This window comes from Vibrio sp. HDW18 (assembly GCF_011306175.1).
Classification (GTDB): domain Bacteria; phylum Pseudomonadota; class Gammaproteobacteria; order Enterobacterales; family Vibrionaceae; genus Vibrio; species Vibrio chanodichtyis.
Map to the genome: position 1 here is coordinate 1689588 of NZ_CP049913.1, position 22163 is coordinate 1711750.

20 protein-coding genes are annotated in these 22163 nt (G+C 48.8%); 16 read left to right on the top strand and 4 right to left on the bottom strand.

Annotated elements, in window-relative coordinates:
* Positions 1–4 precede the first annotated feature (4 nt).
* Complete coding sequence (locus G7083_RS08285; protein ID WP_166014338.1) at positions 5–1234, top strand: FAD-dependent 2-octaprenylphenol hydroxylase; 1230 nt, start codon at positions 5–7, stop codon at positions 1232–1234.
* A gap of 174 nt (positions 1235–1408) precedes the next feature.
* Here the strand turns inward: G7083_RS08285 and G7083_RS08290 are convergent, their stop codons facing one another.
* Both G7083_RS08290 and ygfZ read right to left on the bottom strand, forming a co-directional pair.
* Positions 1409–1615, bottom strand: coding sequence for a DUF1107 domain-containing protein (locus tag G7083_RS08290; protein WP_166014339.1), 207 nt, complete (start codon positions 1613–1615; stop codon positions 1409–1411).
* A 643-nt stretch (positions 1616–2258) separates the two neighbouring features.
* Positions 2259–3230 (bottom strand): tRNA-modifying protein YgfZ, encoded by a 972-nt coding sequence (ygfZ, locus tag G7083_RS08295; protein ID WP_166014340.1) that lies wholly within the window; start codon positions 3228–3230, stop codon positions 2259–2261.
* Between the two features lie 168 nt (positions 3231–3398).
* Here ygfZ and G7083_RS08300 point away from each other — a divergent pair, with 168 nt between their 5' ends.
* Positions 3399–3659, top strand: a complete 261-nt coding sequence (locus tag G7083_RS08300; protein ID WP_166014341.1) for a succinate dehydrogenase assembly factor 2 — start codon at positions 3399–3401, stop codon at positions 3657–3659.
* Between the two features lie 49 nt (positions 3660–3708).
* Positions 3709–4053 (top strand): hypothetical protein, encoded by a 345-nt coding sequence (locus tag G7083_RS08305; RefSeq protein ID WP_166015019.1) that lies wholly within the window; start codon positions 3709–3711, stop codon positions 4051–4053.
* A 57-nt stretch (positions 4054–4110) separates the two neighbouring features.
* Here the strand turns inward: G7083_RS08305 and nadB are convergent, their stop codons facing one another.
* Positions 4111–5718 (bottom strand): L-aspartate oxidase, encoded by a 1608-nt coding sequence (nadB, locus tag G7083_RS08310; RefSeq protein WP_166014342.1) that lies wholly within the window; start codon positions 5716–5718, stop codon positions 4111–4113.
* Between the two features lie 639 nt (positions 5719–6357).
* Here nadB and rpoE point away from each other — a divergent pair.
* The 11 genes from rpoE (at position 6358) to acpS (ending at position 15556) form a co-directional block, all read left to right on the top strand.
* On the top strand, positions 6358–6930 hold the full coding sequence (gene rpoE, locus G7083_RS08315) for an RNA polymerase sigma factor RpoE (RefSeq protein ID WP_166014343.1): 573 nt from the start codon (positions 6358–6360) through the stop codon (positions 6928–6930).
* A gap of 73 nt (positions 6931–7003) precedes the next feature.
* Positions 7004–7645 carry a sigma-E factor negative regulatory protein gene (locus tag G7083_RS08320; RefSeq protein ID WP_166014344.1) on the top strand — a complete coding sequence of 214 codons (642 nt, stop codon included), beginning with the start codon at positions 7004–7006 and terminating at the stop codon, positions 7643–7645.
* On the top strand, positions 7642–8607 hold the full coding sequence (rseB, locus tag G7083_RS08325; protein ID WP_166014345.1) for a sigma-E factor regulatory protein RseB: 966 nt from the start codon (positions 7642–7644) through the stop codon (positions 8605–8607). Before G7083_RS08320 ends, rseB begins: the two co-directional genes overlap by 4 nt.
* A complete protein-coding gene (locus tag G7083_RS08330; protein ID WP_166014346.1) occupies positions 8604–9074 on the top strand; it encodes a SoxR reducing system RseC family protein in 471 nt (156 codons plus the stop codon). The genes rseB and G7083_RS08330 overlap by 4 nt, the downstream gene beginning before the upstream one ends.
* A gap of 112 nt (positions 9075–9186) precedes the next feature.
* Positions 9187–10980: a translation elongation factor 4 gene (gene lepA / locus G7083_RS08335; RefSeq protein WP_166014347.1), complete on the top strand. Its 1794-nt coding sequence runs from the start codon at positions 9187–9189 to the stop codon at positions 10978–10980.
* Between the two features lie 91 nt (positions 10981–11071).
* The gene (gene lepB, locus G7083_RS08340) at positions 11072–11968 is read left to right on the top strand and encodes a signal peptidase I (protein ID WP_166014348.1); all 897 of its coding nucleotides are present in this window, start codon (positions 11072–11074) and stop codon (positions 11966–11968) included.
* A gap of 32 nt (positions 11969–12000) precedes the next feature.
* Complete coding sequence (rnc, locus tag G7083_RS08345) at positions 12001–12678, top strand: ribonuclease III (protein WP_166014349.1); 678 nt, start codon at positions 12001–12003, stop codon at positions 12676–12678.
* Positions 12671–13648 carry a GTPase Era gene (gene era, locus G7083_RS08350; RefSeq protein WP_166014350.1) on the top strand — a complete coding sequence of 326 codons (978 nt, stop codon included), beginning with the start codon at positions 12671–12673 and terminating at the stop codon, positions 13646–13648. Before rnc ends, era begins: the two co-directional genes overlap by 8 nt.
* Before the next feature lie 72 nt (positions 13649–13720).
* Positions 13721–14446 carry a DNA repair protein RecO gene (gene recO, locus G7083_RS08355; protein WP_166014351.1) on the top strand — a complete coding sequence of 242 codons (726 nt, stop codon included), beginning with the start codon at positions 13721–13723 and terminating at the stop codon, positions 14444–14446.
* Positions 14443–15174 carry a pyridoxine 5'-phosphate synthase gene (gene pdxJ / locus G7083_RS08360; RefSeq protein ID WP_166014352.1) on the top strand — a complete coding sequence of 244 codons (732 nt, stop codon included), beginning with the start codon at positions 14443–14445 and terminating at the stop codon, positions 15172–15174. The genes recO and pdxJ overlap by 4 nt, the downstream gene beginning before the upstream one ends.
* 4 nt (positions 15175–15178) lie before the next feature.
* Complete coding sequence (acpS, locus tag G7083_RS08365) at positions 15179–15556, top strand: holo-ACP synthase (RefSeq protein ID WP_166014353.1); 378 nt, start codon at positions 15179–15181, stop codon at positions 15554–15556.
* 20 nt (positions 15557–15576) lie between these two features.
* On the opposite strand, the gene barA is transcribed toward acpS, so the two are convergent.
* Positions 15577–18378 carry a two-component sensor histidine kinase BarA gene (gene barA, locus G7083_RS08370; protein WP_166014354.1) on the bottom strand — a complete coding sequence of 934 codons (2802 nt, stop codon included), beginning with the start codon at positions 18376–18378 and terminating at the stop codon, positions 15577–15579.
* Positions 18379–18551: 173 nt separating this feature from the next.
* Between barA and rlmD the strand changes: the two genes are divergently transcribed.
* Together rlmD and relA are read left to right on the top strand one after the other, a co-directional pair.
* Positions 18552–19880, top strand: coding sequence for a 23S rRNA (uracil(1939)-C(5))-methyltransferase RlmD (gene rlmD / locus G7083_RS08375; RefSeq protein WP_166014355.1), 1329 nt, complete (start codon positions 18552–18554; stop codon positions 19878–19880).
* A 57-nt stretch (positions 19881–19937) separates the two neighbouring features.
* Positions 19938–22154: a GTP diphosphokinase gene (gene relA, locus G7083_RS08380; protein ID WP_166014356.1), complete on the top strand. Its 2217-nt coding sequence runs from the start codon at positions 19938–19940 to the stop codon at positions 22152–22154.
* The last annotated feature ends 9 nt before the right edge of the window (positions 22155–22163 follow it).

The window sequence follows — 22163 nt, forward strand, 5'->3', positions numbered from 1 at the left end:
TAAAATGATGCAAAGTGTCGATGTGGTGATTATCGGTGGCGGTATGGTTGGCTTGGCATTAGCGGCCGCGCTCAAAGAGAGTGACGTACGCATTGCCGTGATCGAAAGCCATGTAGCGGATGATCAATTAACCCCTCTGCCTGATGTACGAGTTTCAGCGCTAAGCCGCTCCAGTGAAATTGTGCTGCGTAATCTCAATGCATGGTCAGGCATTGTTGCGCGTCGAGCTGCACCTTATCAGGCGATGGAGGTATGGGAGCAAGACAGTTTTGCGCGCATTGAATTTAATGCCAACGCCATGATGCAACCTAATCTCGGCCATATTGTTGAAAACCGAGTGATTCAGTTAGCCCTGTTAGAGCAAGTACAACAACAAGCCAATGTTGTGTTGCATGTGCCTGCCACTTGTCAAAGCATTGCGATTGGTGAGAGCGAAGCTTGGCTCACCTTGAGTAATGGACAAGCTTTCAGTGCTAAGCTGGTGGTGGGGGCGGATGGCGCTCACTCTTGGTTGCGTCATCAAATGAATATTCCGTTAACCCACTGGGATTACGGGCACAGTGCGCTGGTGGCCAATGTACGTACCCGTGAAGCGCACCAGCAAGTGGCACGGCAGATCTTTACTGCCCAAGGACCGCTGGCTTTGCTGCCTATGTCTGATCCGCAGTTAAGTTCGATGGTTTGGTCCACCGAGCCTTCACGGGCAGAGGCGCTGCTTAATATGAATGCGGCCCAGTTTAACCGCGCTTTGACCGCTGAGTTTGATGCGCGTTTAGGATTGTGTGAAGTGGTTGGAGAGCGGCAAGTTTTGCCATTGAAGATGCGTTATGCCCGTGATTTTGTCGCCCCGCGAGTGGCGCTGGTTGGCGATGCAGCGCATACCATTCACCCATTAGCTGGGCAAGGCGTCAATTTAGGTTTGTTGGATGCGGCCAGCTTGGCACAAGAGCTACTAAGTGTGTGGCAGCAAAATCGTGATATTGGAGAGCTGCGTCATCTGCGCCATTACGAACGTTGGCGCAAAGCCGAAGCGGCCAAAATGATCGCCGCGATGCAAGGTTTCCGCGATTTGTTTGCTGGTGATAACCCAGCCAAAAAGCTGATCCGTGGGCTCGGCATGCATTTGGTCGGACAATTGCCGGGGGCAAAACATGAAATTATGCAGCGAGCACTGGGCTTAAAAGGTGATTTACCTGAATTGGCTAAGCAGGTGTGGTTAGAGCGTGCCTACTAATTCAAACTCGTGCTATAAGTCAGCATTGTTGATTTTGAGCTCGGTTATGTGAATTTTTCTCGCGCGACAGTTTACAGCGCGCTCCGTTTGACATCGCTGATTTCTCACCGTTGCACAAGGGGGAGTTTACCTTCCCCGCTAGCACGGCAGTATCGCCTGCGACTATTTGCTGATTTATGCATAAGCACAGCGCAGCTTCATTATCGCTTGATTGACTTCTTTCACGGTTTGATAGTGGCGCTGCTCCGCTTGTTCTGGCAGTTGTAATTTACCGTGATCAAACTCAAATTTACCTATCCCATAAATATAAATTCGACCTTTAAATAAACGACTTACATGTTTAGCAATCATACCTGGTGTATAGCGCTTAAACAGTCTCATAGTTCGATCCTTGCATTGTTCTAGCACGAATAAGTATAAAAAAATCCGTATAAAAATACTGTGATATCTCTGGTGAAATACGCAGTGGTTATCGATGATTTAGAGTATCTGTGCACAACTAGACAAATTTACAGTCAAATATTCAGTCTTGTATGATCAAACTTGAAATTTATTCTGATGTCTGGCAGTCGGTGCTGAATAAGCAGTCAGCATTAAGCCAGCCAGTTATGACAATTTTAAGAATAAAGCTAAAAAATTTTCATTGAGTAAGTGTGTGGTTATTTGATGGTAAAAAAAAGCCCGCGATTAAGCGGGCAAATAGTCACAGATGCATTACACAAAAAGTGGCTAACTTGAATATTCAGTTAATGCACTTTTCCATTGATAAATAAAGAGCAAACTTGGATGCTCAATATGTCAATCAACGTGGTATAGCCTAGATGATTGCGGGTCTTTTGACTAATTATGTTTTCATTATGACTATAAACTCATTGCCTGCGGTTAATTTATTTGAAGAGGCTCGCAGCGTGATGTAAGAAATGCACGCTGTTACAGCTAAAGCGAGAGTGATGTGGTGTCGTGGTTAACTGGCCTGATCCGCGCAGAACACTGGCGGCTCAGGCTGTGGTGGTAAGCTTTTTTACTACTCATCCAGCAGTGAATAAGGCAATGGCTGGATCTGCCAGTGTGTGGTTGGCTGATTAGTTAAGCGCAGTTCAACGTCGGGCTCCAGATCATTGGGTAAGATCATGAGGCCCATCGCAATCTGGTCAGTAAAGCTGTAATGGGTCAGTAATGTTCCCGCACTGCGCCAGTTTTCGCCGACTGCACGTTCGAGAGTGATGGGTTGGTGTGGCTCAAGCGGGGCGGTTAAATTACCTTTAACCAGATACATCGCGCGTTTGTTGATGCCACGATATTTGGCGCGAGCCACGGTTTCTTGCCCGGTATAACAGCCTTTGTTAAAACTGATGCCATCTAACGCTTGTAGGTTGAGCGCCTGTGGAATGTGCTCATTTTGCGCGCTTGCGGTGACGACCGGCACTGCTTCAGCGATATCCAACTGTGTCCAGATGGCTTGCTCTACACACAAGCCCTGCCAGGCTGCGACATATTGTTGCGCGTATGCTGGATCGAGCAAAAGTAACCAGCGCAGCGGGCTAATGCGTACCGCGGTACCGCCTTCGATGTTACGAACATCGTCGCGAGATGCACTCAAACCATCAATCCACGCCTCGGCTTGGCTGCCCATAACACCCAAGCCGATATCGCTAGATTCAGTGATCTCTACTTTAGAGAAAATGGCGTATTTCTTTAGCTCACGCAGTTCGGCGGCTATTGCTGAGCGAGGTTGTAGCATCGCGTAGCCATCATGATGATGAAATAGACGAAATACTGACCACACTTTGCCTTTGGCATCACAGTGTGCGCCAAAGGTGACTTGTTGTGGTGTTAGCGAAACCACATTGCAGGTGACTTGACCTTGCAAATAGGCTTTTTTATCCGCACCCACCATAGTGATGACTCCCCAGCCAGTGAGGTGAGTGAGCATCAATTCTGGGAGCGGATCGTGAGAAGAGAGATTGAGCACGGAAAAATGATTTTGCCAGTCCATGTTATGCACCACTGAGGAAAAAGTGTGGCTATGTTAATCGGGATCAACTTTTTTGTCAGCTTGAACAGGGAGTGTGATTGAGTCACTAGCGGTGGGTGGGGGGGCTTGTTACACTCCAAGGCATAGCAAACGATTGTGTTATACACAACCAGCAGGTAAGGAAAAGCAATGTACACCGCTGAACAAAAAGCGCGCATCAAATGGGCGTGCCGTCGTGGGATGTTAGAGCTTGATGTGGTCATCATGCCCTTTTTCGAAGAGTGTTTTGATTTGTTGTCAGAATCGGAACAACAGGACTTTGTGGCGTTATTGGAAAGTGACGATCCCGATCTTTTTCGTTGGGTGATGGGGCAAGGCCGCTGTGAGAATTTAGGTCTTGCGGCGATGGTGGATAAAATTGTCGCTCATAACCTCAGCAAACACCGTTAAGCTGATCTTTATTCCTTCGCGCTACGCTCAGTTCAGCGCATTGTTGTTAATCATGTTGATGGGCTGGGTGCTCATCGCATCGGCAATACCTTTGCTGCTGGTACCTTATTTTGCGGCTTGGATCTGGCATGGTCATCGACGCGGGGTGTGGATGCCACCTAGTTTAGCGGGGGAAGTGGAGCTGACCTTTAGCGGCCAGTTGCAAATTGGCCAGCAGCGGTTGAGTTTTAAGGCGATCGATACTCTGTACGCGCCGTGGTTTATCCGTTTACAAGGCGAGGGGCAAGCTTGGTTGATCTGGCGTGATAGCTGCGATCCCATTACCTATCGACAATTGTTAGTGCGATTAAAACGGGAGCTTAATCGCTCCCGTAATGATTGGCCGATAGCCTGAAATGGTGTCCTCAGGGATCGTGGCAAGTGATTAAACTGTGCCTAGTTTTTCTGGCACTTATTTTTCTGGTACTAAAATGGTTGGGCCACTGTGCGGCAACGGATCCGGATAATCGAGCGTATAGTGCAAACCGCGGCTCTCTTTGCGCTGCATGGCACAGCGCACCATTAATTCGGCCACTTGCAGTAAGTTACGCATTTCTAGCAAGTTATTGGAGACGCGAAAATTGCTGTAATACTCATGGGTTTCTTGTTGCAACAACTGAATCCGGCGCATTGCCCGCTCTAAACGTTTGTCTGAGCGCACAATGCCCATATAGTCCCACATAAATAGCCGTAGTTCATGCCAGTTATGCTGCAATACTACTTCTTCATCAGAGCAGGTCACTTGACTTTCATCCCAACGTGGTAGCGGATCCGGCATGGTTGCCTGTGGCAATTGCACAATAATATCACGCGAGGCTGACCAAGCGTACACCACACATTCCAGCAGTGAATTTGAGGCCATGCGATTAGCACCGTGCAAACCGGTATAGCTGACTTCACCAATCGCATACAGCTGTTTAAGGTCGGTCTGGCCTTGTGGATTAACCATCACACCACCACAGGTATAGTGGGCGGCAGGCACGATCGGGATCGGCTCTTTGGTCATATCAATCCCTAAATCCATCAAGCGTGAATAGATGGTCGGGAAATGTTTTTCGATAAAATCAGCCGGTTGATGACTGATATCCAGATACATGCAGTCAGCACCTAAGCGTTTCATCTCAAAGTCGATAGCGCGCGCAACCACATCACGTGGCGCCAGTTCGGCTCGCACATCAAAATCGGGCATAAAACGGCTGCCATCGGGACGGCGTAAATACGCACCTTCACCGCGCAGTGCTTCGGTGAGCAGAAAGTTGCGCGCTTCGGGATGATACAAGCAGGTTGGATGGAATTGGTTGAACTCTAAGTTGGCGACTCGACAGCCTGCTCGCCATGCCATCGCAATCCCATCTCCGGAAGAGACATCTGGGTTTGAGGTATATTGGTACACCTTCGATGCACCACCGGTGGCCAGCACCACAAATTTCGCGCGAATGGTCTCTACGTGTTCAGCATTACGGTTCCATACATAAGCACCGACCACTTTATTGGCATCGCCTCCAATCTTATCTTCAGTGATCAGATCTAACGCATTGTGGCGTTCGAGGACGGTAATATTCGGATGGTGGTGGGCATTATCTTGCAGTGAGGTTTGCATCGCCATTCCGGTCGCATCCGCCGCGTGTAAAATGCGTCGATGGCTATGACCCCCTTCGCGGGTCAGATGGTAGCGAGGATGTTCAGTATTGCTATCTTCGGCTTGATCAAACGGTACGCCACCATCAATCAACCACTGCACACACGCTTTGGCGTGTTCGGCGATAAAGCGCACAGTTTGTTCATTACAGATGCCAGCACCAGCAATCAGCGTATCTTGCACGTGAGATTCGACACTATCGGTTTCATCAAATACCGCGGCAATTCCTCCTTGTGCATAAAAGGTAGCGCCTTCACTGCGTGGTCCTTTACTTAATACTACGACTTTTGCGTATTGAGCGACCTGTAAAGCAAGCGATAAGCCTGCCGCGCCACTTCCTATGACTAATACATCACATTGATGATCTCGGTCTACGTTCATAAAATTGCCAATTCCCAAACTGTGTGAGTTATCCAACTCGAAATCTATTTAATTTGCTCATCTCACAACAAAGCTTGACTGAGGATGAGCAATATACCCTTCCTACTTGAAGTTGCCGCGGTGTTGGCTACATTCGCTCAACCCAATCACATAGTTTGCCTATGTTGATGGGGACTCACTCACTTGCCGCCTACCTGCAACTCCAAGTTGTTTGGGTATAACACCGGAACCGTTGCGCGAAAAATAAATTCTCCAGCAGTAAGTGGCGAAAAATTATCGAAAAATTTGCATCGTTTACACGGGGTAAATCCTGCTATTATCATCGCGCTAAATGCAATCATTTGTAAATATTATTGTCATATTACTCGCTCTCTATTCCGGCGTGTTAGATATCTCGCTAGTTGTGGGATCACGCCGTAGGTTTAAGTGGTGTGCAGTGGCATGTCAGCTTGATACTGACGATGAACTGGCTGGATTGATGGGGTTTTAAGCAAAATATTTTACTGACTAATGAACTTTATCAATGATAGCGAGTCTCAAAGGTGCTCATATAAGCAGTGATGTCAATATTATAATTCGCACAATGAGTACCCATATCTGAGAGGGTAGAGGGACATAACAATAGGAGTGACCGCTCGCATGAACGAGCAACTGACCGATCAAGTATTGATTGAGCGAGTTCAGAATGGGGATAAGCAAGCGTTTAATCTTTTGGTTTTGAAATATCAAAATAAAGTCTGCAACCTTATTTCCCGATACATCAGCAATTCTGGCGATGTAGCGGATGTGGCGCAGGAAGCGTTTATTAAAGCGTATCGAGCCATTCCCACTTTTCGTGGTGACAGTGCATTTTACACTTGGCTATACCGTATTGCGGTGAATACTGCGAAAAATCACATTGTGGCGCAGAATCGACGCCCACCAGCTAGTGATGTTGATGCTGAAGACGCTGAATTTTATGAAGGTGGTGATGCATTAAAAGAAATATCGAACCCAGAGAACATTACGTTGTCCAACGAATTGAAACAGGCAGTGTTCGATGCGATAGATGCATTACCTGATGATTTGAAAACGGCAATGACCTTGCGTGAGCTAGAAGGCTTAAGTTATGAGGAAATCGCGGAAGTGATGGATTGTCCGGTCGGAACGGTGCGCTCTCGAATTTTTCGCGCGCGTGAGGCGGTCGAAAAGAGAATTAGCCCGCTTTTGTAATGCAAGCTCGGTCGCAAGCGAATTTCGTAATAACGTTCCGTAATAACATTGCGTAATAACTATGGTGAACAGAATGGCTGACAAACAAAAACTTTCAGCACTCATGGATGGCGAGATGATCGACAATGAGCTGATTTTACAATTGGCTCACAATCCTCAAGCCTGTGCAACTTGGGGCAATTACCACCTGATTGGTGATGTGCTGCGCGGTGATGCGCCAGTAGCAAAGGAGTGGAATATTGCTGAAAGCGTTGCGTTGGCATTGGAAAATGAACCCGATCACAATTTATTGCGTGATAAAAACCATTCATTACGTGATACCCACAATGTGATTGATCTGCAGCAAGCCAAGCTTACTGAGCAACCCACACCACAGCAGGCCAAGCGTCAATTACCGGTTTGGTGGTCGCAATTGAGTCAATTTGGTATTGCTGCCTCGGTTTGTTTGGCGGTGGTGTTTGGTGTTCAGCAGTATGCCGGGCAGAGCTCGGCGATCGATGGTGAGTTGCCAGTATTGCAAACGATTCCATTGGCCGGTAGCGCCGAGCCTGTCAGTTTGACGCGTGACTCGGTTGAAAAGCATGCACCAGATAGTACTATGCAAGAGCAGCGCCGCCGTGTAAATGCCTTGCTGCAGGACTATGAATTGCAATTACGCTTAAATAGTGAGAATGCCGTTTCTCACCAACATTCAGTTGAATCGGTTGCGGAATGAAGAAATTTTTGATCAGTGCGCTGACGCTGTTTTGTGCCACTTCAACAACCGCCTTTGCAGAAGAACAGCCTGCAGAGGCGTTGTTGTATCAGATGAACCAAGCCAGCCAACATCTTAATTACGAACTCTCATATATCTTGGTTAAGAAAAACAGCATTGAGCCACTGTTGTATCGTCATGTGCGTCAAGATCAGCAGCAATTGGCACATCTAGTGTATTTAAGTGGTCCGGTGCGTGAAGTGATCCGGCGCGGCGATGAAGTGAGCTATATTGAGCCCGGCGTCGAACCATTTACCATCGAGTCGAGCGAGATGGTCGCGCCAACCATGCCAATGATTAATAGTGATGTTGCCCAACTGAGTCAGTATTACGATTTTGTCAAAATTGGCCGGGCGCGCGAAGCGGGTGTCCCTTGCCAAGTGTTGCGTGTGGTGCCGAAAGATGGCTTGCGCTATTCCTATGTGTTATGGGTTGATGAGAAGAGCCATTTGCCGTTACGCGCAGACTTGCTGGATCGTGATGGTGAAGTCTTAGAGCAATATCGCACCATTTCCTATTCGATCAGTGAACGGTTAGCTGAGCTGATGGCTGGATTGAATTCGGTCCAACTGCCAGAAGTGTTGAAATTACCCAAAGGCAGCATGCAACAAACTTTTTGGCAAGTAAGCTGGGTGCCAGAAGGTTTTCAGGCGATGGAGCTGAATCGTTATCGTATGGCGATCACTGAGCGTCTAGTAGAAAGCCAGATGTACTCTGACGGCCTGTTTAATTTCTCGGTGTATATTTCGGCCAGTGATAATTACTCATTGAAAGGTCAATTGGTGCGACAAGGTCGGCGAACCTTGCACAGTTTAGTCAAAGGTGACAATGAAATTTCGGTAGTCGGCGATATTCCACCAGCAACCGCGCAGCGGATCGCTCAATCCGTGTTGATCAATGTGGCGGGAGTGCCAGCACCATGATGACCGCGTTGGCGACCGTAACTCAAGTGGTCGCGACTCAACAAGGCTTTCTGGTTACTTTGAGCTGTCAGCAACAAACCAGTTGTAACCACTGCCAATCATCCAGCAGTTGTGGCACTGGTATTGTATCGAAAGCGCTGGGTAGCAAAGCCCTATTATGGCAGCTACACACCCAGCAAGCATTACAGGCTGGAGAAGTGGTTGAAATCGGCTTGCCAGAAAAAAGCCTGTTGCAATCGGCGGCGTTAGTGTATCTGTTGCCGCTATTTTTTATGCTACTTGGTGCATTGTTTGGCGCTCAATGGCTCGCCCCATGGTTAGCGATTGGCGAAAGTGTGGTGATCCTCACTTCGCTATTGTCGATTCTGCTTGGCGTGTGGGTGGCCAAACATTATGCCGCAGTGCTTGAGCGGCGCTCGGAGCAGCAAGTGGTCGTACTGCGTAAACTGGGGATCCCACTGGCCTAAATTATGATGCGAACCCAACCGAAATTGGGTAGAATCGCCCCACTTGAATGAATGGCCGCCAGCGCGGCTTTTCTATGTCCTTATTATTTAAGAGTTTAGTCATCCCAAGCCTATGAAGCACATTCGTAACTTTTCGATTATCGCCCACATTGACCATGGTAAATCAACACTATCTGACCGTTTAATTCAAGTCTGTGGTGGCTTGAGTGATCGTGAAATGGCCGATCAAGTTCTTGATTCGATGGATCTCGAACGTGAGCGTGGTATCACCATTAAAGCGCAGAGTGTGACACTCGACTACACAGCGAAAGATGGCCAAACCTATCAACTGAACTTTATCGATACTCCAGGACACGTTGACTTCGCGTACGAAGTATCACGTTCGCTAGCGGCATGTGAAGGCGCACTGTTGGTAGTGGATGCTGGTCAAGGAGTAGAAGCTCAGACCTTGGCTAACTGCTACACCGCGATTGAGATGGATCTGGAAGTAGTACCGATCCTCAATAAAATCGACCTGCCTGCGGCAGAACCAGAGCGGGTTGCTGAAGAGATTGAAGACATTGTTGGTATTGATGCGATCGATGCTGTGCGCTGTTCGGCTAAAACCGGAGTAGGCGTCGATGAGGTGTTGGAGAAGATTGTTTCTGCGATCCCTGCGCCACAAGGCGACCCAGAAGCACCGCTGCAAGCGTTGATCATTGACTCTTGGTTTGATAACTATCTTGGCGTGGTTTCTTTGGTGCGGATTAAAAATGGCAGCCTGAAGAAAAACGACAAGATCAAAGTGATGAGCACCGGCCAAATTTGGGGTGTTGATCGTTTAGGTATTTTTACCCCCAAACAAGTCGATACCAACGCACTCAATACTGGCGAAGTTGGCTGGGTAGTGTGTGGTATTAAAGATATCATGGGTGCACCGGTCGGCGATACTTTAACCTTAGCTAAAAATGGTTGCGAAACAGCGCTGCCGGGCTTTAAAAAAGTAAAACCTCAAGTTTATGCGGGCTTATTCCCGGTCTCGTCGGATGATTATGAAAACTTCCGTGATGCACTGGGCAAACTGAGCTTGAACGATGCATCACTGTTTTATGAGCCAGAAACTTCGGCTGCACTTGGTTTTGGTTTCCGCTGTGGCTTCCTTGGTATGCTGCACATGGAGATTATCCAAGAGCGTCTAGAGCGTGAATACGATCTTGATCTGATCACCACCGCGCCGACCGTAGTGTATGAAGTGCTGAAGACTAATAAAGAGATCATCCACGTTGATAGCCCAGCTAAACTGCCAGCTATCAACGATATTGAAGAGATCCGTGAGCCGATTGCGCGCTGTAATATTCTGGTGCCTGCCGATTATCTCGGTAACGTGATCACCTTGTGTATCGAAAAACGCGGTACTCAAGTTGATATGGTTTACCACGGCAACCAAGTCGCTCTGACTTACGATGTGCCAATGGCGGAAGTTGTACTGGATTTCTTTGACCGCTTGAAATCGACTTCACGTGGTTATGCATCTCTGGATTACGGTTTCCAACGCTTTGAAATGTCGCACATGGTGCGTGTCGATGTGCTGCTCAATGGCGATAAAGTTGATGCGTTGGCCATCATCACCCACCGTGATCAGTCGCAAACTCGCGGCCGTCAATTGGTGGAGAAGATGAAAGAGTTTATCCCTCGCCAGATGTTTGACATTGCGATCCAAGCGGCGATTGGTAACCACATTATCGCGCGTTCTACCGTCAAGCAGTTACGTAAAAACGTACTGGCTAAGTGTTACGGTGGTGACGTGAGTCGTAAGAAGAAGCTACTCAAGAAGCAGAAAGAAGGTAAGAAACGGATGAAGCAGATCGGTAACGTTGAGCTGCCGCAAGAAGCGTTCCTCGCCATTTTGCATGTGGGTAAAGATTAATTTCTTTGCTGAGTTGAGATTGATGGGTTTAACCGATGAGTGAAAGGGTTTCGGCTCTTTCACTTTCGCATTTTTTAGATAAGGGAAGTCAATGGCGAACACATTCTCACTGATTTTGGTGCTAGTCACTCTGATCACAGGTCTGGTTTGGACTCTGGAAAAACTGCGCTGGGCAAAACAGCGTCAGCAAAAACAGGCTGAGCTACAAGCACAAACTCCAGATTTACCGGCCTCAGCGCTCAATAAAGCCTTGGTGCAGCCGTGGTGGATTGAGAACAGCGTGTCGATTTTTCCAGTGATCGCCTTGGTGTTAATTCTGCGTTCGTTCATTTATGAACCATTTCAGATCCCATCTGGCTCGATGATGCCAACCCTGTTAGTTGGTGATTTTATTCTGGTTGAAAAATATGCCTACGGCTTGAAAGATCCGGTTTGGCGTACTCAGTTGCTTGAAACTGGCCAACCTGAACGTGGCGATATTGTGGTGTTCAAATATCCGGTCAGTCCGAATATCGACTATATTAAACGCGTCGTCGGTATGCCGGGAGATACGGTGCGCTACAGTGTAGATAAAGAGCTGTGTATCCAGCCACAAGGCCAAAGCCAATGCCAAGCAGTGACATTATCAAATGTGCAATCGAGTGAGTTTTATCAGAATAATATTCCGCTTATCCAGCTTGATGAGCAGTTAGGCCAACAAGCACACAGTATTTTGGTCAATCCACTGCGCATGGACAACGTGGCCGACTATCGTCCGCGTCGTGGCGTCAATGAGTGGGTGGTACCACAAGGGCACTATTTTGTGATGGGTGATAACCGTGACAATAGCGCTGATAGCCGTTTCTGGGGCTTTGTGCCAGAGCAGAATTTGGTCGGGAAAGCTGTTGCGATCTGGATCAGTTTCGAGTTTGAACGCGCTGCCGATAGCGTACTTCCATCTTGGATCCCAAGTGGAGTGCGATTGAATCGTATTGGCGGGATCCATTAAGCCTGCATCAGTGGGCCAATAACATTGAGAATATGACACCTCTAATGAATAAATTAACAAGTAAGCTCGGCTATACCTTTCAAGATAGCGGGCTGCTTAATCTGGCGCTGACACACCGCAGCGCCAATGGTAAGCACAATGAACGTCTTGAGTTTCTGGGCGATTCAATTTTAAGTTTTGTCATTGCTGACGATCTGTATCACCGCTTTCCTAAAGTGGATGAGGGTGATATGAGTCGTATGCGTGCCACCTTAGTGCGTGGGCACACATTGGCGGAACTGGGTCGAGAATTCGATCTGGGAGATTACTTAAAATTAGGTCCAGGTGAGTTGAAAAGCGGTGGTTTTCGCCGTGACTCGATTCTGGCTGATGCGGTAGAAGCCTTGATTGGTGGGATTTACCTCGATAGCGATCTGGAAACCGTGCGTGGGATTGTGCTCAAGTGGTATCAATGCCGACTGGATGAGATCAAACCGGGCGTATCACAAAAAGATCCGAAAACTCGCTTACAAGAGTTTTTGCAAGGCAGAAGAAAACCACTGCCTATCTACACTGTGACTAATATTAAAGGTGAAGCACACAACCAAGAATTTAGCGTTGCGTGTGAAGTTGCAGGTATGGATGCACCTGTGATCGGTAAAGGCACCAGCCGCCGCAAGGCAGAACAAGCGGCTGCAGAAACGGCACTGGAGCAACTAACTCATGGCTGATCAAGAATTTGATATCGATGCATATTTTGCCTCGCAACATGATGGCGAAGTCGTAGAAACATCCACCCCAGAAGATCAACACTGCGGCTTTGTCGCGATTGTTGGTCGTCCAAACGTGGGTAAATCGACTCTGCTTAATAACCTATTAGGGCAGAAAATTTCCATCACTTCGCGTAAACCTCAAACCACTCGCCACCGAATTATGGGCGTGGATACTGATGGTGCTTATCAGGCGATTTATGTCGACACCCCAGGACTGCACATTGAAGAGAAGCGTGCGATTAACCGTTTGATGAACCGTGCCGCGAGCAGTTCACTGAGCGATGTTAACTTAGTGTTGTTTGTGGTCGAAGGTACCCACTGGACCGCCGATGATGAAATGGTGTTCAACAAACTGCAAAAAGCCAATTTCCCAGTGGTGCTGTGCGTCAACAAGGTCGATCAGGTGAAAGATCGTAACGAAGTGATGCTGCACATGCTGGATCTTTCCAAGCGGATGCAATTTGTCGATATCGTACCGATTGCGGCTAAGCTGGGTAAAAACGTGGATGTGCTGAAAAAGCATGTGCGTCAACACTTACCGAAAGCGCTGCACCACTTCCCTGAAGAGTATGTGACGGATCGTTCACAGCGCTTTATGGCGTCGGAAATCGTGCGTGAAAAATTGATGCGTTTTACCGGCGAAGAGCTTCCGTATTCGGTTACGGTGGAAATCGAGCGTTTCGATTACAATCCGGACAATGATGGTTTTCACATTAATGCGCTGATCTTGGTTGAGCGTATTGGTCAGAAAAAAATGGTGATTGGCAAAAATGGCGAAAAAATCAAAACCATTGGCCGTGAAGCTCGACTGGATATGGAACAACTGTTTGGTCGTAAAGTGTATTTAGAAACTTGGGTGAAAGTGAAATCCGGTTGGGCGGATGATGAGCGTGCGCTGCGCTCACTCGGCTATATCGACGATCTTTAACCGCACAAAAGGTGGCAACTCTGTTGTCACCTTTTTTGATCCCCGCTCTTAACGAGATAATAGAACAGGAAAATGTCAGACGGACTGCAACGCTGTTTTGTTCTGCATCGCCGCCCTTACAGTGAATCGAGCTTGATCCTTGATGTGTTTAGTGAGGAGTATGGCCGAGTCAGCCTAATGGCCAAGGGGGCGCGTGGCAAACGTTCCAATCTTAAAGGTGCGCTGCAACCTTTTACTCCGCTCCTGCTAAAATGGTCGGGCAATGGCTCGATGAAAACCTTACGCCAAGCTGAGCCGATCAGCCTCGGTTTACCTCTGTCGGGTGTCTGTCTGTATTCTGCGCTGTATATCAATGAGCTGATCGATCGAGTCTTGATGCCTGAAGTCGCAAGCCCTGGGTTATTTCATGATTATCTGTTTGCTTTGACGGAACTGGCGCAAAGTACCAATCCGGAGCCTGCGCTGCGGCGCTTTGAGTTAGCGTTACTGACCGCACTGGGTTATGGGGTGGATTTTTTACATTGTGCTGGTAGTGGCGAACCGGTTGCGCCACAGATGACCTACCGCTACCGCGAGCAAAAAGGCTTTATGGCGTCACTGCGTCGCGATAATCTCACTTTTCTCGGTGATGAGCTGATTGCGATCAGTGAGCGGCGTTTTATCAGCCAAGCTCAATTGCAAGCGGCAAAACGCTTTACACGTTTGGCCTTAAAGCCGTATCTTGGCGGCAAACCTTTAAAAAGTCGTGAGTTGTTTCGTCAAACAGCTCTCCCTAGAGCACGGAGTACAGAAAAATGAGCTCGATTTATCTTGGTGTGAACATCGATCACGTGGCGACATTACGTAATGCGCGCGGCACCCAATATCCAGACCCGGTGCATGCCGCGGAAATGGCTGAACGTGCTGGTGCCGATGGCATTACTATTCATTTGCGTGAAGATCGCCGTCACATTACCGATCGCGATGTGCGTATTTTGCGCGAAACGTTGCAAACGCGTATGAACTTAGAAATGGCGGTGACCGATGAGATGGTCGAGATTGCGCTGCAAACTCAGCCAGAATATGTCTGCTTAGTGCCAGAAAAGCGTGAAGAGCTCACCACCGAAGGTGGCTTGGATGTGGTTGGTCAGCTAGCGCGCGTTAAAGCGGCGACCCAAAAACTCACCGCGGCGGGGATTAAAGTTTCGCTATTTATTGACGCGGATCGTGAGCAAATTGATGCGGCGAAAAGTTGTGGCGCACCGTTTATCGAGCTGCATACCGGCCATTATGCTGACGCATCTAGCGAGCTTGAGCAGCAAAATGAGCTGAAAAAAATTTCGGCGGCTGCGGCTTATGCTGATGATCTGGGGATCACCGTCAACGCTGGCCACGGTCTGACTTACCATAACGTTGCGCCGATTGCGGCAATCCCTGAAATTTACGAGCTTAACATCGGCCATGCGATCATTGGTCGTGCCGTGTTTGATGGTTTAGCCAAAGCGGTCGCCGATATGAAAGCCTTGATGCTGGCGGCACGTCGTTAAGCCGATGATTGTAGGTCTTGGAACTGATATTACTGAAATCGAACGAGTGGAAAAGGCATTGGCGCGCTCAGGTGAAAACTTTGCGCGCCGTATCCTCACCGATGCGGAGTTCGAGCAGTTTCAGAGTTTGCAGCGGCAAGGGCGATTTTTAGCCAAGCGTTTTGCGGCCAAAGAAGCGGCCTCGAAAGCGTTAGGCACTGGAATTGCCCAGGGCGTGACCTTTCACGACTTCACCATCAGTAATGATGCTTTGGGTAAGCCGCTGCTAAGTTTAAGCGGTAAAGCCGCGCAATTAGCCGCCTTGCTTGAGGTGCGTTCGATTCATCTTTCTTTATCGGATGAACGCCGTTATGCAATGGCGACGGTTATTTTCGAGCGTTAAACGGCGCCTCCTGCGGCGAATTAATCCTCACTCGGCAGATAATCGGCCGCGGCTTGTATCACGTTGATCATCTCATCTTGTAGCTCAAACAGTTCTGGCTCCAGTTCTGCAATCGTGACATCACTGCGCAGCGCTTGTTCTAGATTGGCACACACTCGGCGCAGTTTCGGTACACCACTGTAGGCACAACTGCCATGCAGTTTGTGGATATGGTGCAGCAGATCACTTGCCGAATACTGCGGATCGGTTAACGCGAGATTGACCACATTGGCCATCTGCGGTAGAAAATCGACTAACATGCTCAGCATCTCTTGGGCCAGAGCTTGTTTATGGGCGGCTTGTTGCAACGCCAGTGACCAATCAATCACCCTCTCATCATCCTTTACCATTGTCTGCTGATGTGACTCTGCTATTGCTGAGGAGGCTGCCTCTCCGGCGGAGAAAGGTTTGCGGATAGCCTGCTTGGACGAATGAGGATCCCAGTCGATTAATACCTGCTGCAATACCGGCTCATCAATCGGTTTGGTCAGGTAATCATCCATGCCAGCGTTAAGTAAGCGATCTCGTTCACCCGCCATCGCATGCGCAGTGACGGCAATCACCGGAATCTCTTGATAGCCGTCGAGCTGCTTAATCGCTTTACAAGCGGTGACACCATCCATATGTGGCATCTGAATATCCATCAAAATGATATCGAATTGCCGTTGTTGTGCTTGCTCGAGCGCTTCTTGGCCACTGGTGCAAGCGATCACACACTCCACTCGCTCTTGCAGTAGGGCTGTGATCAGCTTGAGATTGGCGGGGTTATCATCTACGGCCATCACACGCAGTGGCAGTTTCGCGGCTTGTGGCTTAGGAGCGCTGCTACTGGTTAAAGCGGGTTGCTGTGCGGCTAGGGTTTGCAGCAGTTTTTTGCGTGACAGCGGCTTGCTGATGCATTTGATCGGGTAGTGTTGCATCAATTGATCGGCGAGAGCTAATTCGGTGGTTGGCATGCCAACAATCACATGCTGGCTGATCGTGAGTGCGCGCTGTACCCAGGTTTGCACTAGGCTAGGATTGATTTCTTTATTCGGCGCGAGGTTGAGTAGTACGTAGTCATAGGTTTGATCGTGCTCTGGGAGCGTGGACTGATAGGTCACCTCCAAGCCACTTTGCTGCAAGGTTTGCTGCACAATTGCGGCCGCTTGCATATTCGGTTCAATCAATAGTAAATGACGATCGGCCAGTAATTGGGCGTCATAGCCATCATTGATTGGCAGCTCAGTGGTGTGTAAACGCAGAGTAAACCAGAATGTCGAGCCTTGGTGTAAACGGCTGGTGAGGCTGATTTCGCCGCCCATATGGCTGACCAATTTCTGGGTGATAACCAGCCCAAGGCCAGTACCACCATAACGGCGTGAAATGCTGGCATCAGCTTGACTAAATGCTTGGAATAGCTGAGCTTGTTGGCGCTCCGAAATACCAATCCCAGTGTCGCGCACCATAAATTGCAGGTCGATCATATCGTCACGTTGAGTGCGCATTTCGATGCTGACATCAATATTGCCGCGCTCGGTAAACTTAATCGAGTTACCGACTAAGTTAGTCAGCACTTGCTGAATACGCAGTGGATCGCCAACCACGCCACGAGGGATCTTCGGATCGATTTTAAGCGTGATCTCCAACCCTTTTTCGTGGGCGCTGGTGGCTTGTAGGTTGACCACCTCTTCCAGCACATCTTGAAATTCAAAGGCAATGTTTTCAAGGGCCAGTTTGCCCGCTTCCAGTTTGGAAAAATCTAAAATGTCATTAATGATGGTTAGTAGGTTATTGGCCGATTTATCAATGGTTTGTAAACAGTCGGTTTGGCTGTTGGTCAACTGGGTTTTGAGCATCTGCCGAGTAAAGCCAATCACGCCATTGAGTGGGGTGCGCAGCTCATGCGACATATTGGCCAAAAATTCAGATTTAACTCGCGCCGCTTCTTGGGCACGTTTTTTGGCGATATCAAGCTCCACGTTTTGAATTTCAAGCTGCTCAAGGGTTTCGCGCAAATCGGAAGTGGCTTGGTCGATGCTGTGCTGCATCTCGACATGGTATTCTGACAGAGACACCGCCATCGCGTTGATGCCTTTTTTCAGGGCATCTAATTCGCCGTGCATTTTGCCTTCAATCCGTACATCCAAATGTCCGCGCCGGATCCGGTCGACCATATTTTTCATATGGGTGATCGGGCGGGTCACATCGTGCATCAAACGAAACGCAAACACTGCAGAGAGTAAAATGCCAATCACCAGCACTAAGCCGGCCGAGAAAATTTCTTGGTATTGCTGTAAGCGCAGTGATGAAAGATCCAGTTCAATCGCGATATAGCCAGTGACTGGCGTGGCCGGATTGGCATCACCATTTTCGAGTAAGGTGCGCTCGGAGACGATCGGAGTGCGCAAAATCAGCGTGTTTTCATCAATCACTGAGCTACTTAAAAATGGGATCGGCTGATCTTTGGGGTACATCAACTGTTCAAAATTGGGATGAAAGTTGGAGGTGACAAACAGTTCATGATGGAGATCAAATACCGCGATACTGCGCACTAACTTGGAGTTTTTGCGGTGTGCGTAGCTGATGATGCGGCGTACCGATTCGCGGCTCTGGATACGCAGCGCATCTTCACTGGCGATCGCCAGTGGCTCGATGATGCTCGCGCCAGAACTGATCACTTGGTTTTCTAAGTCGTGATAGCGGTTAAAAGAGAACAGCGCACTGAGCAGCAGACCAATAATCAGGGTGGGAGCCAGAGTGAGGGTAATTACGCGGGCACGCAAGCCATATCTTCGATTCATTATTGTCTAAACATTGTGGTGTGGATATGGGAAAATACCCCACATTAATTCGAAATTGGGTGAGGCAGGCTTAGCGCTAGCTTAATCAACACGCTCAGCTTCGACAATCCTCCCAGCGCAGAATAGTGACACTGGGGCGAAAACACACCGATTTCAACACTTGAGCACAAAGCATGGCACGTTTCTTTCAACCGAAAAAACCCACTACGTTAGACAAAAAGCATCAACCGGTCAGTATTGAACGGTTGGATCATCAAGGCAGCGGGCTGGCCTTTTGGCACAATAAGCCGTTGTTTGTTGACGGCGCTTTGCCTGGCGAACAGGTGCTGATCCAGCTCACGGAAAGCAAAAGCAAATACGCCAGAGGTCAGTTGATCAAAGTGTTGCAGCCAAGCACACAGCGGGTTGCGCCATTTTGTCAGCATTACGGACAGTGCGGTGGTTGTGATTTGCAGCATTTAGAACGCGCGGCACAAATGACTCACAAGCAGCAAGCATTAAGTCAATTAATGGCCAAGTTTGCTAAGCAGACGCTTGCTCTGTCGCCGCCGATTTGCTCTGATGATCAAGGTTATCGTCGTCGGGCACGGCTCAGTCTTCAATGGGATAAAAAAGCCCAGCAATTGCAGTTTGGTTTTCGCCGTAAGCAGAGTAAAGCGATCGTCGGAGTTACCGACTGCCCAGTGCTGGAGGCGAGCTTAAATGCCTTGCTCCCCCCTTTAAAATCACTGCTGAGTGATTGGAGCCAGCCTGAATTATTGGGCCATGTTGAATTGGTGCGCGGCGACAATACACGAGTACTGCTGCTGCGCCATCTCGGTGTGCTAGCAGCGCAAGATCATGACCGTTTGAGCGAGTTTGCTACCCAGCACCAATTGAGCCTTTATCTCTGCTTAGAGGCGGGACAACTGCAACATGTGCAAGGGGAAATCGCCTATTGTGAGGAAGCCGGGGCGCGGTTAAGTTTCTTACCGAGCCATTTTATTCAGGTTAATCGTAGCGTGAATCAGCAGATGGTGGCGCAGGCGCTCGCTTGGTTAGAGGTTAACCCGCAAGATCAGGTGCTGGATCTGTTTTGTGGTTTAGGTAACTTCACTTTACCGTTGGCTAACTTGGCGCACCAAGTGGTTGGCGTGGAAGGGGTGGCCGAGATGGTGCAACACGCCACCCATAACGCCAAGTTGAATCAAGTTAACAATGTGGTGTTTTATCAGGCGAATTTGGAACAAGATATGACACGCGCCTCATGGGCGCAGCAGAAATTTGCTAAAGTACTGCTCGACCCTGCGCGAGCGGGTGCGGAAGGTATAGTACAACAATTGGCGGCACTAGGGGCTGAGCGGGTGGTGTATGTCTCGTGCAATCCCGCGACATTGGCTCGTGATAGTCAAAGCTTATTAAGCCAAGGATTTCGTTTAGAAAAATTAGGTATGTTGGATATGTTCCCCCATACTAGCCATCTCGAATCGATGGCACTGTTTGTAAAAAAGGCTAATCGCTAAACGGTTTATTGAGGCGTCGGTCGAAGGCTAACAAAGACAATTATTAGGATGATATCAATGGTTGCGGTACGCAGCGCACACTTAAACCCAGATCAACAGTTTGAACTCGCAACCTGGATCACCAGTCTCGCACAAGAGGCGAAAACCGCGGCGAAATTGACCGAGGTGTATCGCGATTGTGAGCAGTTGCTGGCTACCCATTCACAAGGCCCGCTGCTGCTATGGCGTGGGCGCGAAATGATCGAAATTTTGATCACTTTGTCGATGGATCGCCCAACGTTGGTGGCGGCTTTGCTGTTTCCGATCGCCAGCAGTGGCGTGTTAGATAGCGAATCGCTGCAAGAGAGCTACGGGCGAGAAGTACTGAAATTGATCCAAGGTGTGGAAGAGATGGCGGCGATTGGCCAGCTCAATGTCACCTTGCATGGCAGTGAAGCTTCCGCTCAAGTGGATAACGTGCGCCGGATGCTGCTCGCGATGGTGGATGATTTTCGCAGCGTCGTGATCAAGCTGGCCGAACGGATCTGTAATCTGCGTGAAGTGAAAAATGAGCCGGATGATGTGCGCCGTGTGGCGGCCAAAGAGTGTGCCAATATCTATGCGCCGTTAGCCAACCGACTCGGTATTGGGCAACTGAAATGGGAAATGGAAGATTACGCGTTTCGTTATCAGCAGCCAGAGACGTACAAGCAGATTGCCAAACAGTTATCTGAGCGGCGGATTGTGCGCGAGCAGTATATTCGTGACTTTGTCGACGATTTACGTGCTGAAATGCAACTGGCGGAGATCAATGCCGAAGTCAGTGGGCGTCCCAAACACATCTACAGCATTTGGCGCAAAATGCAGAAAAAAAGTCTCGCCTTTGATGAGCTATTTGATGTGCGAGCGGTGCGAATTATTGCCGAAAAACTGCAAGATTGTTATGCCGCGCTCGGTATCGTGCATACTAAATATCGTCATCTACCGAACGAATTCGACGACTATGTCGCCAACCCTAAGCCGAACGGTTATCAATCGATCCATACTGTCATTTTAGGCCCAGAAGGCAAAACCATCGAAATCCAGATCCGCACCAAACAGATGCACGAAGAGTCAGAGCTTGGGGTCGCGGCGCACTGGAAATACAAAGAAGGCAGCAGCGCTGCCCGCAGTGGTTATGATGAGAAAATCACTTGGCTGCGTAAACTGCTCGATTGGCAAGAAGAGATGTCCGATTCAGGCGAGATGCTTGATGAGTTGCGCAGCCAAGTGTTTGATGATCGGGTGTATGCCTTTACTCCGAAAGGCGAGGTGGTGGATTTACCCATGGGCGCCACTCCGCTCGATTTTGCCTACCACATCCATTCTGAAGTGGGTCATCGCTGTATCGGTGCCAAAGTAGCGGGGCGTATCGTGCCGTTTACCCATAAATTGCAGATGGGCGATCAGGTGGAGATCATTACCGCCAAGCAGCCTAATCCATCGCGTGACTGGCTTAACCCATCGCTAGGGTTTGTCCACTCAGGGCGTGCACGGGCTAAGATCAACGCTTGGTTTCGCAAACAGAGCCGTGAGAAAAATCTCGACGCTGGCCGTGAAATTCTCGAGAGTGAATTAGCCAAAATTGGTGCCAATCTGAAACATGCCGAGGCTTACGCACTCAAGCGTTTTAACGTCAACAGCGTCGATGAAATGTATGTTGGGATTGGCAGCGGCGATCTGCGCATTAACCAAATCGTTAACCACATCAATGCATTAGTCAACAAGCCCACCGCAGAGCAACAAGATAAACTGGTGCTTGAGAAACTGCAGGAAAACAGACCTCTCAGCGCTAATCGGCCGCATAAAGATGCGGTGGTGGTGGAAGGGGTGGATAACCTGATGACGCATTTAGCACGCTGCTGTCAGCCGATCCCCGGTGATGAAATCCGTGGCTACATTACCCAAGGTCGGGGGATTTCGGTACACCGTAGTGACTGTGAGCAGTTAGAAGAGCTGAGTCATCATGCGCCAGAGCGGATCATTGATACCGTATGGGGCAGTGGTTTTGCTGGCAGTTATTTGCTAACGGTGCGCATTGAGGCGATGGAGCGCAGTGGTTTACTAAAAGATATCACCACCCTACTAGCCAATGAAAAAATCAAAGTGGCGAGCATGAAGAGTCGCTCAGACTATAAGCGGCAGATCATCACTATGGATTTCGATCTTGAGGTCAATAACGTGGAAGCGCTAGTTCGAGTTTCCAAGCGGATTGAACAGATCAAAGATGTGATGCTGGTCAAACGCTTAGGTTAAATGAAATCT

Excerpts from the sequence above, each read along its gene's own strand:
- G7083_RS08285 (WP_166014338.1), top strand. The coding sequence starts at position 5 with ATGATGCAAAGTGTCGATGTGGTGATTATCGGTGGCGGTATGGTTGGC.
- G7083_RS08290 (WP_166014339.1), bottom strand. The coding sequence starts at position 1,615 with ATGAGACTGTTTAAGCGCTATACACCAGGTATGATTGCTAAACATGTA.
- ygfZ (WP_166014340.1), bottom strand. The coding sequence starts at position 3,230 with ATGGACTGGCAAAATCATTTTTCCGTGCTCAATCTCTCTTCTCACGAT.
- G7083_RS08300 (WP_166014341.1), top strand. The coding sequence starts at position 3,399 with ATGTACACCGCTGAACAAAAAGCGCGCATCAAATGGGCGTGCCGTCGT.
- nadB (WP_166014342.1), bottom strand. The coding sequence starts at position 5,718 with ATGAACGTAGACCGAGATCATCAATGTGATGTATTAGTCATAGGAAGT.
- rpoE (WP_166014343.1), top strand. The coding sequence starts at position 6,358 with ATGAACGAGCAACTGACCGATCAAGTATTGATTGAGCGAGTTCAGAAT.
- G7083_RS08320 (WP_166014344.1), top strand. The coding sequence starts at position 7,004 with ATGGCTGACAAACAAAAACTTTCAGCACTCATGGATGGCGAGATGATC.
- rseB (WP_166014345.1), top strand. The coding sequence starts at position 7,642 with ATGAAGAAATTTTTGATCAGTGCGCTGACGCTGTTTTGTGCCACTTCA.
- G7083_RS08330 (WP_166014346.1), top strand. The coding sequence starts at position 8,604 with ATGATGACCGCGTTGGCGACCGTAACTCAAGTGGTCGCGACTCAACAA.
- lepA (WP_166014347.1), top strand. The coding sequence starts at position 9,187 with ATGAAGCACATTCGTAACTTTTCGATTATCGCCCACATTGACCATGGT.
- lepB (WP_166014348.1), top strand. The coding sequence starts at position 11,072 with ATGGCGAACACATTCTCACTGATTTTGGTGCTAGTCACTCTGATCACA.
- rnc (WP_166014349.1), top strand. The coding sequence starts at position 12,001 with ATGACACCTCTAATGAATAAATTAACAAGTAAGCTCGGCTATACCTTT.
- era (WP_166014350.1), top strand. The coding sequence starts at position 12,671 with ATGGCTGATCAAGAATTTGATATCGATGCATATTTTGCCTCGCAACAT.
- recO (WP_166014351.1), top strand. The coding sequence starts at position 13,721 with ATGTCAGACGGACTGCAACGCTGTTTTGTTCTGCATCGCCGCCCTTAC.
- pdxJ (WP_166014352.1), top strand. The coding sequence starts at position 14,443 with ATGAGCTCGATTTATCTTGGTGTGAACATCGATCACGTGGCGACATTA.
- acpS (WP_166014353.1), top strand. The coding sequence starts at position 15,179 with ATGATTGTAGGTCTTGGAACTGATATTACTGAAATCGAACGAGTGGAA.
- barA (WP_166014354.1), bottom strand. The coding sequence starts at position 18,378 with ATGAATCGAAGATATGGCTTGCGTGCCCGCGTAATTACCCTCACTCTG.
- rlmD (WP_166014355.1), top strand. The coding sequence starts at position 18,552 with ATGGCACGTTTCTTTCAACCGAAAAAACCCACTACGTTAGACAAAAAG.
- relA (WP_166014356.1), top strand. The coding sequence starts at position 19,938 with ATGGTTGCGGTACGCAGCGCACACTTAAACCCAGATCAACAGTTTGAA.